The 12,264-nt window shown below is 57.3% G+C and carries 12 protein-coding genes; 10 read left to right on the forward strand and 2 right to left on the reverse strand.

Going from position 1 to position 12,264, the window contains the following annotated elements:
- Window positions 1-6 precede the first annotated feature (6 nt).
- From I3J13_RS20300 to I3J13_RS20335, 8 genes are all read left to right on the forward strand, one after another.
- Window positions 7-810 carry an ABC transporter permease subunit gene (locus I3J13_RS20300; protein ID WP_196379998.1) on the forward strand — a complete coding sequence of 268 codons (804 nt, stop codon included), beginning with the start codon at window positions 7-9 and terminating at the stop codon, window positions 808-810.
- Window positions 807-1,886 carry an ABC transporter ATP-binding protein gene (locus I3J13_RS20305; RefSeq protein WP_196379999.1) on the forward strand — a complete coding sequence of 360 codons (1,080 nt, stop codon included), beginning with the start codon at window positions 807-809 and terminating at the stop codon, window positions 1,884-1,886. Before I3J13_RS20300 ends, I3J13_RS20305 begins: the two co-directional genes overlap by 4 nt.
- Window positions 1,887-1,996: 110 nt before the next feature.
- Window positions 1,997-2,863: a TauD/TfdA dioxygenase family protein gene (locus I3J13_RS20310; protein WP_196380000.1), complete on the forward strand. Its 867-nt coding sequence runs from the start codon at window positions 1,997-1,999 to the stop codon at window positions 2,861-2,863.
- A 29-nt stretch (window positions 2,864-2,892) separates the two neighbouring features.
- The gene (locus I3J13_RS20315; protein WP_196380001.1) at window positions 2,893-3,543 is read left to right on the forward strand and encodes an RraA family protein; all 651 of its coding nucleotides are present in this window, start codon (window positions 2,893-2,895) and stop codon (window positions 3,541-3,543) included.
- Window positions 3,540-4,493: a carbon-nitrogen hydrolase family protein gene (locus tag I3J13_RS20320; protein WP_196380002.1), complete on the forward strand. Its 954-nt coding sequence runs from the start codon at window positions 3,540-3,542 to the stop codon at window positions 4,491-4,493. Before I3J13_RS20315 ends, I3J13_RS20320 begins: the two co-directional genes overlap by 4 nt.
- 16 nt (window positions 4,494-4,509) lie before the next feature.
- Complete coding sequence (locus I3J13_RS20325) at window positions 4,510-5,904, forward strand: MmgE/PrpD family protein (protein ID WP_196380003.1); 1,395 nt, start codon at window positions 4,510-4,512, stop codon at window positions 5,902-5,904.
- A 100-nt stretch (window positions 5,905-6,004) separates the two neighbouring features.
- The gene (locus I3J13_RS20330) at window positions 6,005-7,102 is read left to right on the forward strand and encodes an ornithine cyclodeaminase (protein WP_196380004.1); all 1,098 of its coding nucleotides are present in this window, start codon (window positions 6,005-6,007) and stop codon (window positions 7,100-7,102) included.
- Window positions 7,103-7,113: 11 nt separating this feature from the next.
- Entirely contained in the window at window positions 7,114-8,454 is a 1,341-nt protein-coding gene (locus I3J13_RS20335) for an MmgE/PrpD family protein (protein WP_196380005.1), read from the forward strand.
- Here the strand turns inward: I3J13_RS20335 and I3J13_RS20340 are convergent, their stop codons facing one another.
- Both I3J13_RS20340 and I3J13_RS20345 read right to left on the reverse strand, forming a co-directional pair.
- The gene (locus tag I3J13_RS20340; RefSeq protein ID WP_196380006.1) at window positions 8,455-9,852 is read right to left on the reverse strand and encodes an amidohydrolase family protein; all 1,398 of its coding nucleotides are present in this window, start codon (window positions 9,850-9,852) and stop codon (window positions 8,455-8,457) included. It lies immediately after the preceding gene.
- Complete coding sequence (locus I3J13_RS20345) at window positions 9,845-10,576, reverse strand: response regulator transcription factor (protein ID WP_196380007.1); 732 nt, start codon at window positions 10,574-10,576, stop codon at window positions 9,845-9,847. Before I3J13_RS20345 ends, I3J13_RS20340 begins: the two co-directional genes overlap by 8 nt.
- 252 nt (window positions 10,577-10,828) lie before the next feature.
- Here I3J13_RS20345 and I3J13_RS20350 point away from each other — a divergent pair, with 252 nt between their 5' ends.
- Together I3J13_RS20350 and I3J13_RS20355 are read left to right on the forward strand one after the other, a co-directional pair.
- Window positions 10,829-11,236, forward strand: coding sequence for a hypothetical protein (locus tag I3J13_RS20350; protein ID WP_196380008.1), 408 nt, complete (start codon window positions 10,829-10,831; stop codon window positions 11,234-11,236).
- A gap of 174 nt (window positions 11,237-11,410) precedes the next feature.
- Complete coding sequence (locus tag I3J13_RS20355; RefSeq protein ID WP_196380009.1) at window positions 11,411-12,130, forward strand: helix-turn-helix transcriptional regulator; 720 nt, start codon at window positions 11,411-11,413, stop codon at window positions 12,128-12,130.
- Window positions 12,131-12,264 lie beyond the last annotated feature (134 nt).

The raw sequence follows: 12,264 nt of genomic DNA on the forward strand, positions 1-12,264 counted from the left end.
ACAGACGTGAACAGTTTTCTGTCGATTATGTTCAAAGCTTCGCTGGCGCTTATCCTTGCGTTCATCACCCTGCCGCTGCTGGTCGTGCTCGTGGCATCCGTCAGCCCGACGGCAAAGATTGATTTCTCGCCAGCACTCTGGACAACGAAATGGTATGGCGCGCTTATGAGCAACCGCTGGATCGATCCGTTCTTGCTCAGTGTCGAACTGGCACTGATCGTGACTGTTCTTAGCGGACTGTCCGGCCTCCTGGCAGCGTTTGCGGTCGCCTACGAGAAATGCCCCGGACATGCCGCGATCATGTCCTTCCTGCTGTCTCCCCTTTCCGTCCCGCAGATCGTCAAGGGGGTCGCAATCGTCCTGTTCCTTTCCTCGACCGGGTTTTACGGTCTTCTCGGAACACCCGGCCTGATCATGGCCCACGTCATACTCACCCTGCCATTCGTCGTGAGGATGATCGCAGGAGCAATGTTCAATGTCGACAAAAGGCTTGATCTTGCCGCCCGTGTTCTTGGCGCAAACAGGTTGCAAAGGATCCGCTACATCCTGCTACCCCTGATCAAACCCGGCCTGTTTTCAGGAATGACCTTCGCCTTCATTCTCTCCTTCAACAACATCCCCTTGTCGGTTTTCCTTGTCCGGCCTGGCGAAACGACACTGCCCATCACCGTCATCAATCACCTTGAATACAGCCTCGACCCGGTGTTGGCGGCGGTCAACGTCGCCTCCCTCCTATTCATTCTCGCAGCCGTCTTCCTGTTCGAGCGGATCGGCGGTTTTTCAACACAGATACATGGTGGAAGCAAATGAGCACAATGGACATAGAACTGATCGCGGTTTCCAAGAGCTATGGAGCCAATCGGGTCGTCGACAATATCGATCTTTCCATTCCGGCAGGAGAATTCGTCAGCATTCTGGGGCCGTCCGGGTGCGGCAAGACAACCACCCTGAACATGATCGCCGGCTTTTCCGATCCTTCCGGTGGAGACATCAGGATCAGGGGACGCAGCCAGTTGGGCGTTCCCCCGGAGAAGCGCGGGATCGGGCTGGTTTTCCAGAACTATGCCCTGTTCCCTCACATGACGGTCGCCGAAAATGTCGCCTTCGGCCTCAAGATGAAGGGAGTTTCGCGCACGAAAACCGAGACCGAGGTGCAATCAGCACTCAGACGGGTGCATCTTGAGGGTTTTGAAGAGCGGTATCCGAAAGAACTGTCCGGCGGCCAACAGCAACGGACGGCGCTTGCCCGGGCGATCGCGCCGAAACCGTCCCTGCTTCTTCTCGATGAACCTCTGTCCAACCTCGACCTCAAACTGCGGGAGGCGATGCGGATCGAGCTCAAGGAGATACAGGAAGAACTCGGCATGACCTTCATCTATGTCACCCACGATCAGGACGAAGCGATGGCCATGTCCGACCGCATCGTGGTCATGCATGGAGGTCTTGTGGCCCAGGAAGGCAAGCCCGATGATATCTATGATAATCCGCAATCTCGTTTCGTTGCCGATTTTATCGGAAAGTCGAATCTTCTGCCGGTTGCGTCCCTGAGACCGGAAGGGGGATCGACAATTGTCGTGCTCGAAGAAGGTCTTGCACTGACAGCCGCACTCTCGGAAAATCCAGGTCCCATCCGCTACTGTTGCCTGCGCCCCGAGGCCGTCCGCCTCACGCCTGCGGAAGAGGACCTGCCCTCCCCGGTCAACAGGATAGACGGAACCCTGACACGGATCGTCAATCTCGGCGCCTACCGGGAATGCTTTGTCACCCTGTCAAACAGGACTGTGCTCAAGTCGCTTGTGCGCTCGACGCGACTGCCTGACCTGCGCGTCGGGCAATCCGTCTTTCTGTCCATCGATCCCAACGCCGTGCAGCTTCTCGAAGGCTAGAATTAATCGTTAATCCATATCAATTAACTAAAATTGATATTGGAGACAGACCAATCAGTAGCGCTACTCTTCCTTTGTAGAGACGAAATTCCCAAGGAAGGAACAGACATATGCTCAATACTCGAAGAATTTCAGCGGTCCAGGGCGGAAGCAACGTTTGTGCTGATATCATTGGCTTCGACTTCAACGACTATGATGAACAGGACATTGCAGAGGTTCGCAAATACTGGCTCCACTATGGCGTGCTTCGCTTCCGAAGTGCCAATATCACGGACCAGCAGCAGGTCGACTTTTCCCGTCATTTCGGGGAGTTCGTGATCCACCCCAAGCAATTGCAGGAAGGAGGACACCCCACCCACAAGGAAATTCTGGTGATCGCCAACACCATGAAGGACGGCAAACCGTCGGGCGCCATGGGCAACAGCGAGGCGACCTGGCACACGGACACCTGGTTCTACGAGCGCCCGCCAGCCGGCGCCATTTTGCGGGCGGTGGAGGTGCCGGCTGAAGGCGGAGACACCTATTTTCTCTCCACCTATCAGGCCTACGACACCTTGCCTGATGATGTGCGAAAGGAAATCGACGGCCGGCAGATATTCTTCCAGAATGTCTACGACAAGACCGGCAAGCTGCGGCTCGGCAAGCGGGAGCCGAGGACCAGCGATTTCCGTGAGTGGAGCGGTATCGTCCACCCGCTGGTGCGGACCCATGTCGAAACCGGGCGCAAAGCGCTTTATCTTGGAGGAACGGCCGAGGGTGCCTGGATTGTCGGCATGCCGCTTGATGAAAGCGACGATCTGCTGACGCGCCTGTGGCGCCATGCGACGGATACGAAGGAGGTTTTTGTTCAGAAATGGACGAAAGGCGACATCATGATGTGGGATAATCGCTGCACCATGCATCGTCGGGATTCCTTCGACCCCAACACGATCCGGATCATGCACCGGACCACGACCTCCGGCGAACGTCCGGTCTGATTTCAGACAAAAGCAAAGCGACCTAAATCATGGAACAGTATCGGACAAAAAAGGGAGAGCCTCCTCTCCCGACGGATCTCTGCGCCCTACTGCAGGATGTTGAGACCGCAACCATCGGACATACCGAATATCTCGGCTTTCTCAGCACGAGTCTCCGCCCGGTCTGCTCCGCAAAGGTCATCGGACAAGCTCTCACCGTCGCGGCTCCAGGCCGCGACGGCGTTGTGATCTACAAGGCGATCGACCTTCTCCAGCCGGGAGATGTTCTCGTCATCGCGAGGATCGATGGGGACGACATCGCCTGTGTCGGCGGCGGTGTCGCGACAGCGGCAAAGGCGCGCGGTGCCGCTGCCATTATCGTGGACGGCCCGTGCACTGACGTTGAGGAAATTGTCGCATCAGGCCTGCCGGTCTGGTGCCGCGGAGTCTCGGCAAAAACCACGAACCGGACATTCCGGATTGGTGGATCCATCAATGTTCCCATCGCCTGCGCCGGCACGGCGGTCCTTCCCGGTTTCGCGGTGCTCGCCGACAACTCCGGCATCTTTGTCGCAGACCGTTCACGGATGCGCAGCCTGGGTGAGGCTGCACTGAAGCGTCAAGAACGGTCCGCCCGGCTACGTGCCCATCTTGCGGCAGGCCATTCAATCTTCGCATATGATGAGAGACACTCCCAATGAAAATATCGCTCATTCAAATGAACTCCCAGCCGGATCGCCGGGCAAATCTGCGTCAGGCGCAGGCTTTGATGCTCAAGGCCGTCAAGGAGGAGGTGCCGGATCTGATCGTCCTGCCGGAGCATTTCGACTGGTCGGGCGGTACTCCCGCGGAAAAGCTCGCGGCAGCAGACTACATGCCCGGTGGTGCTGCTTACCGGATGGCACAGGAATTTGCTTGCCGGCACGGATTATGGCTCCACGCCGGCAGCATGCTCGAGCGTGTCCCCGGGGAAGAGCGAATATACAACACCACCGTTGTGTTCGATCCCGAAGGCAGGGAAGCCGGCCGCTATCGCAAGATTCATCTTTTCGACATCGTGGCTCCGGACGGCAAAGCCTATCGCGAGTCCGCCACAGTCGCACCGGGGCACGACCTTTTTGTCTACGAGGCTGGCGGCTTTCGCATCGGAGCCGCTATCTGCTACGACCTCCGGTTTTCCCGCCTGTTCGATCAACTTGCGGAGAACAAGGTCGATCTTGTCATTCTGCCGGCTGCCTTCACTATGCAGACCGGAAAGGATCATTGGGAGGTCCTGTGCAGGGCCCGCGCCATCGAGTTCCAGGTCTATTTCGCCGCGTGCGGCCAGTGGGGCAGTTACCTTGCCGCCGGTGGCGAGACCCGGCAGTGTTTCGGCAACTCACTGGTTTGCGATCCCTGGGGGCAAGTCATCGCCCGCGCCTCGGACGGAACGGGCATTGCGGCGGCACGGCTGGACAGCCAGCGAATACATGATGTGCGCCGGCTTATTCCGATGGCGCGCCATCGTCAGCAGTTTCCGAACGCAGCCTCCCGGGTAGGTCTCGCTGAAACGCCGGGACCAACAGCTCAACATTTGGCAGTCGAACATGTTGCCTGCAATGGGCTATGTTCGACTTGCTGCAACAAGACAGATCTCCCTGCCTCCTTTTGATAGTCGAGAGGGCCCCATGACTACCCCCGCAACGCAGACCCTCGCCGGGTACATCGTGAATGCGAGTTTTGAGAACCTTCCGTCGGACGTGGTAGAGAAAGCAAAGCTCTGCCTGATGGACTCCGTCGGGTGCTTTTTCGGCGGTCATCAATCCCCGGTCGCTCCGGGTCTGGAACGGCTGTCGGCGGATATCGCCGGAGGGTCCGCCGAAGCGCCCTGTCAGGATCCCGCCTGGCAGGCATTTCATTACGCGACTTTGGCCAACGCCCTTGACCTTGATGACATCTACTGGAAGGGGCATCCCGGGGCAACAGTGGTTGCTGCCGCACTCGCGCTTGCCAACCGCTCGCGCTCCACAGGGCGCGACCTGATTGCTGCAATCGTCGCCGGGTATGAGGTGGGATGCCGCATCGGTATGTCGCTCGTCCACAACACGCCGCGCAAGACAGTCCATGGCCACGGCACCTGGCAAATATTCGGCGCAGCCGCCGCATCGGCGAAACTGCTGAAACTCGATCATCGGCAAGCGGCCCATGCCCTGGCAATCGCGGCTGTCAATGCACCCGTTGCGTCGGTCATGAAGACCGTTTACGGGACCACACCGACAATGGCGAAGAACAATTTTGCGACCGCAGCAATGGGCGGTGTCAACGCAGCGTTTCTTGCTCGTGCAGGATTTGAGGGGCCGCTTGACGTTTTCGAAGGGGAAACCGGTTTCTGGCGCATGGCGGGGGCGGACGGCGTCGACCCGTCGCGGCTCAAAATCAGTCCCGATATTCGCTACGAAATACGAACCGTCGGCTTTAAGGCGTTCAGCTGCTGCAGGATCGTTCAAAGCAGCGTCGAAGCTGCTGTTGAAGCGTTCGTCCTCGGTGCTGTTGACGGGACCGGTCGTGACGTCAGGGAGATCGAGGTCTTCGCTTCCGAGATCGTCTGCCGTGCCCCGTTCAATGATCCCGAACCCCGCGATATCTGGGCGGCCCAGTTCAGCGCACCTTTTGCAATCGCCATGGGCGTGCTCGGACACGCGGCTGGTCCAGAATGGTTTGCGCCTTCGCGCTTCCTGGATCAAACAGTGCGCGAGCTGACGGCAAAAATCCGGCTCTTTCCTCTGAGGTCCACGGATCGATCGAGCCACCACCACGCGGCAAGGGTTCGTCTTCACCTGCTCGACGGCCGCGTCTTGGAGGCCACTGTCGAGGTTGCAAAGGGCGATGCTGCCAATCCGCTTGCGCCTTCGTTTCTGGAGGAGAAGTTTTTGCGCCTGTCTGCGGGGCGTTTGCACGGAAACGGAAGACTGGAAATGCTGCAGTTCCTCAAGCAGCTTGAGTTGAAAGACGACCTGCGGTTTCTGCTGGATACGATCCGCGTATCAGGAGGCGCGCCTCAATCTGGGGACAGTCCTATATAACCGGAATGAATAATGTTGCATAAAAGATAGCTAATCTTGGCTTTATTTCCCGCCAATTCCTGCTGAAATCCTCTCGTTCGATGTTCGAGGAGGAGCTCGCATGAATGGAGGAATTATCAGTCCAAGCCTGTCAGACATACCGTGTTACTCCGCGACAGAGATCGCCAGGGACGGGGCTTTGCTTGATGGAAAGATCATCCATGAGGTCGCCGGCAAAGCATGGGACGACATTGCCCGTGGTTCCACTTACGGCACGAAATCGGTGCTTTCCATCACGCCCGGGGAGATCGACAGACATCCCTTGATCAAAGATGCAGGTTCGCTGGAGGAGCGCCTTGGCTGGAAGCTGTCCTGCCTTTCAAGCGTCAACGGCCGCTACGGGGCAGTGAAAATCGTTGGCGCAAACGCCCTCAATCGCCAGCTCGGTCTTCCACGGTCACGGTCCACGATTGTCCTCATGGACAAATTCACCCTTCTTCCTCTTTGCCTGCTCGATGGAACCGACATATCCGCCGCCCGGACGGCGAGTTATGCGACGCTTGTTCTTGAGCGATTGCTAGCGCCCCGTCGGGATGTGTCTGTCTTCCTGTTCGGCGCAGGACCAATTGCCGAGAAAATTATACTGGCGCTTGATCGATGCCATGGGCAGAGGGTTCGCGAGGTCCTTGTCCGTAGCCGGACAGTTGACTCAGCCATACGGCTCGCGAGATCGCTGGGAGAGACGGTAACCTTCGATATCATGCCTGTTCGGGACAACCTCGATCTCGGTCGATGCGATTTTGTGATTACTGCATCAAACGCGATGGCTCCCGTTTTCGAGGCCAGTGAGATAGGCGACGCTGCCGTGCTTCATCTGGGTGGGGATGAAACACCCCCCGCACATCTGGAACGGGCGCTGCGGTGCGGTCGTGTTCTGTGTGACGACGTGGCGATGGTGTCGCGCCGTGGTTCGCAAAGCCTTGCGCTTCACTTCTCGCGAAAGGGGACGACGCTGGAGCAATTGGGATCCGTGCTGGGCATCCGTCCAATCACGGCGATCATGGATCCTTCGGAAATCGGACAGGAAAAACCTGTCCACATCACTTGTGTCGGTCTGCCCATGCTGGACCTTTATGTGGCCGCCCATGTCTATGAGACCTTGTCGGGCATCACAAACGATAGCGCCGGCGAAGCGACGGTTGCGGAAGCGACCCACTGAGAGATGCTCCCATGTATATGACGAAGCTTCTTGCCGAATGCATTGCTGACCGTGTTTTCGATGCCGTGCCTGTGGAGGTCAGGAACAAGGCGCTCTGCTGCCTCTTCGACGCCGCGACCTGCGCCCTCGCCGGCAAATTTGCCACCGGGTCGACCAGCGCCAGATTGGTTGCAACCCGAATTTTTGGTCCCGGAAACGCACCTCTCTGGTTTTCGGACCGTCGGTTATCGACTACCGGCGCCGCCTTTGCCAATTCGGCTTCTGTCTGCGCCCTTGATTTCGATGATGGACATCGTGCAGCGCGGGGACATCCAGGTGCTGCGGTGATCCCCGCTGTTCTGGCCGCCTGCGCGGACCGTGCAATCGACCCGGACGAACTCGTCGCTGCGATCGTCGCCGGCTACGAGATCGCCGTCCGGATCGCCGCCGCACAAAACCCTGAAAACATAAAAAGTCGCCAAAGCGGTCTCTGGGCCGGCTACGGCGCCGTCGCTGCAGCCGGCAGTATCCATCGCACAGGCCGGGATCGTCTCGCCAATGCCTTGGCGATTAACGGTGTATGGGCCCCCAATCAGGCCGCAAACGGAAGTTCCGGCTATTCGAAGCTTACCGGAAATCATGCGAAAGAGGGAATCCCGTGGAGCGTCGTCACCGGCCTCACCGCACTTGAACTGGCCGAAGAGGGATTTACGGGTCCGGAAGACATTCTCGATCACGCATCCTATTTCAATGGGGAGCGTATCAGGAACGGGCTTGGCCGGACTTGGGAAATATTAGGAGCCTATTTCAAGCCGTATTCGTGTTGCCGCTATATCCATCCCGCCATCGATGCAACACTGGACCTGATGCAAAGTCGGAGGCTCCGGCCGAAAGAGGTGCTTTCAATCGAGGTCCACACGTTTCAATGGGCTCAGCGGCTGCAAAACAAGGTCATGCCGAAAACACTTGTTGAGGCGCAATACAGTTTGCCGTTTTGTCTGGCAGCGGCCATCCGTCACGGCGCCTCCGCGCTCGCGCCCACCGATGAGCAACTTCTCTATGACCGGGACATCTGTTCCCTTGCTGGTGCCGTCACCTTGACGGTCGATGATCAGATCGACCAAAAGTTTCCGGCAGAAACATTGGCGCGGGTGACATTGGCCACGCCTTCGGGCGATATACCATCCACCACCACGATGGCGCGTGGCGATGCGGGCCGACCGATGCTTTGGGACGAACTCAAGGAAAAGTTTCGGCAGGTTTGCAGAGGAAAAATGAGTGCAGCGCGTGAGGACGTTTTCGACAGGGCAATTGACCAGCTCAAATCCGGTGATCCTCTGCCGTTCCTGCGAGAGATTTCGGCCGACCTGTGATTATTGATCACGTCGCTTGGCCGTAGAAGCGCCCGAACCATTGCCATTGATCGTTCCATTCCAGACCACCACCTTGCCATTGATGATGATGTGGCGAACGCGACCCAGATTGACGCGATCGACGATCACGAGATCCGCGCGCCTCCCCTTCTCGATCAAACCACGATCGCTGGCCAATTGGGGAAAGGTGCGTGCGACGTTCCCGGTTGCCAATGCGACAGCCGCAGCCGGTGACATCTGCTTTTTGTGAACAATGCGCTGGATTGCAAGGAGGATGCTGTCCCAATGTCCGCCGGCATAGTCAGTCGAGATCGTATCGACGCATCCGTCCTCGATAAGCGCGTCGAAATTCGCCGGGTTATTCCGCCAACGGGTCTGGATGCTGTCGAGCGTTGAGACATCGATCGTGACGCCACGTCTTCGCAGTTGGTGTGCGAACGATACGGATTCATCCGCTAGAAACATCGGATGGTTCGAATGACCTGCGACAATGTTTGCGTTTGGATATCTCTCGGCGACTTCGATCAGGCGCCGGACCGACGGAGCAGAATTGTGAAAAATCGCCGGGAAGCCGACACGCGCGGCCTCTTGCGCCATCTCCTCAAAGCCTCTGAGCGCAAGATCGACGGGTGGCATCACGGAAGCGAGAATGGCCTGACGCACGGTTCGCGCGCTGCAGACATCGGACAGACCGCATTCGTCGAGTATCGACTGCAATTCGTCATCGGAAACCCCGTCCTCGACTTTAAGATATCGGCCGACCACGGCATTTCGCAACTGACGTGAAACCAGAGGCGACACTTCCCGTCCCGTCATCCGTTTCATTGCTTCGGGAATGAACCGATATTCCTGCGCACCTCCGCCGAGTGTCTGCCCCCCGCCAACCTCGCCAAGCGCTTTTGCTCCTTGCGACAAAGCTTCGTCGATGGATGCATGTCGATGCCGTTCGGATAGACCGGCGCCATCGATCGCCAGGGCCGCTTCGATATTGGAAGGGGTGTGAGCGGTGGAGATATGGACATCAAGCGGATGTGCATCGCCCGCAAACGCCTCATCAGACAACGCCAAACCGCATACATTCAATAACGTGGTCGTCCCCTCGAGGAGGTGTCTGTTCCTGTTCCAGACAATGGCTTGCCCATCGACAGGGGACGACCCGCTCGGCATGGATGGTCCTGAAACGCAGCCATGGGCATGCGCGTTGATAACGCCCGGGATAACCGTGTGGCCGTGTGCGTCGATGACATCGACCTCGTCAGGATTGGCGGATATATTTCCTGGCTGGACGAACGCAATTCTGCCCTCGCCGATACCGATGGAGGCGTTTTCATGAAATGTGGCGCCATCTCCCGTTATCACGCAAGCGCCGCGTATGATCCTGTCGAGCCGATTAGACATTGCGATCGTCTCCAAAAGCGGCTGGAGCTTCAGGCGAAGGGGATTCCAGAATGTAGCCGACTCCCCGGACGGTGCGGATAAGATCGGGTTGGCCGTTCCGGTTCAGTCTCTTTCGCAATCGGCCTAAATGGACGTTCAGAGTGCGCTCTTCGACATGATGCAGGCCGGGCCACACTGCAGTTATCAGTTCTGCGCGCCGGCAAATCTCGGTCGGTCGCTCCATCAGACAGGACAAGACAGAAAATTCCAGCGGTCCCAGGTGAATGTTCAGACCATTTCTTGAAACGCGATGATGCTCGAAATCAATCTCGATGCCGCCGTAGGATAGCTGACCTGATCGCGCTCGAGGCAGGGTCCGGCTGAGCGCAGACTTGCGCAGGTATTCAAGCAGCTTGATCGGCGCAAAGGGCCGAACGAAACACTCTTCTGCGCCGGCCCGCTGCATATCGACATATTGCCCCTCGCCGCCCGCACCAATGATTGCGAGGACGGGAACGCTCGCCGTGCGATGATTCCCCTTGATCCTGGCACACACCTCAACCGCCGGAAAGGGATCAGGCCGGCAGTCAAGCAGTACAGCCCTGACCTGGTGATCGTCGGCAAGATGGGACATGTCCTCGACGCCTCTGGCCATTCGAGCCTGATAACCCTCAACTTCCAGAATGTGTGAAAGGAGGAGAAAGAAGTCCGCATCAACCGAACCGATCAGGATCAATTTTTTCATGAAATGCCCTTTGCCCCGGCAGCAGCCCGGGAACGCAAGGCGGTTGCTCCCTGGGTTGAGCCATTTTCTCTACCATCGATATATCAATTTCCCTCAATTTGGCTGCAAAATCGACTACTAGAAGTAGTAGTCGCCAAATATGACGTAATGTGACATGTTTTAAATTTGGCTTTGCCGACGGGGAGATGATGGCTGCCAACACAGGTTGCCTGTGCCTGTTGCGCACAAGGCGATCATAGCAAGGATGGACATTTGAACAGATTGAAGAGGAAAGATGCCAGGAAGGGCGTCGGAATGGCTTCATACGCCACGCTTGGCGCCGATATCGCAAGCGTGGCGTTATCATTGAATAATCATCGCATCACCCAAACTACGATAGACGCCTGTACGGAACGGCGATTTGTACTGCCCAACCGGATTTCACCACCAACGGGTAATAAATATCCCAATTACCACGTCATAGCTGCGGCGTGGTTGGAGGTTCCATCGCCGCATCGGAACGATGCTGGTGCCGGACCACGACGGTTTATCGCAACGACTCTCAACGCACCACATATGGCGACCGAGCGGCAGGCGCTGACCAAACCTGGAAAAATGTTGGTACGGTGCCTGTTTCGAACCAGTCATTCCGCCAAAGTTGCGCAGACAGCCGAACAATAAGTCGAGACGCGCTAACAGCCTGCCACGGCTTCGACCGAAAGATGAACGGCAAGAACATGAGACGCGGGGTGGTCGAAAAACGCCGGCACGTTGTCCGCTGAGCGCCTGTGGGGAGCGAGATGCTTCTCGTTCTGCGCCGTGACACCTCCCCCTCACATCGGAAAGGGTTCCCGAATGAAAACAGTATCTGCGAATCTCACTGAAGCCATCGAGGCAATCACAGATGCCCCCACAGTCTATGAGGCCCTTTTTTCTGTTCAGGAAATTTACGACATAGATTTCGTCACCTACCATTTGACCGCAACCGTGATCAGCGACCTAGATGCACCCTTTGTTCAGTCAACCTACAGTCCGGAATGGATCGCACAGTATTTCCTGAAGCGATATGTCCAGGTGGATCCTGTTGTGCAACAGGGCTTTTTGCGGCAGCTTCCATTCGACTGGCGTGAATTCGAAATGACGCCCGAAATTGCAGCGTTCTTTGATGACGCCTGGCAACATGGCGTCGGAGAGTTCGGTTATTCGATCCCCATTACTGACAGGGTCGGCCGGCGCGCGATTTTCTCCGTCAATGCGGCATACGACCCGAAAAGCTGGGACAAACTCGTTGCAGGTAACCGGTCGGACTGGATCGAAATCGCATATCAGATTCATATGAAGGCGATCACGGAGATTCATGGAGGAGAAGACCCTGTTCCGGGCCTCAGCGCCCGTGAACGGGAGTGCCTGTCGTGGGTGGCACGCGGAAAAGACCACAAGGATATTGCACTCATTCTCGGTATTTCCGAGCATACAGCAAGGAGCTACCTCAAGTCTGGCCGGTTGAAGCTCGGATGCGCAACTATTTCATCGGCCGCCGTTCAGGCGATGAAGTTCAGGCTGATCACCATTTGATTCAGCAGCTCGAACCTGGCCTTCCACCCCGTGGCACAACAGCCATAGACCTTTAACTTTCGGCGCAATACCTCAATTGTTTGTGCCCATCCGTAGCAATGGGCAACCCGGGATTTACGTGCATTCTGTCCGAC

The sequence above is a fragment of the Agrobacterium leguminum genome (assembly GCF_015704895.1).
In the GTDB taxonomy this organism is placed as follows: Bacteria; Pseudomonadota; Alphaproteobacteria; order Rhizobiales; family Rhizobiaceae; genus Agrobacterium; species Agrobacterium leguminum.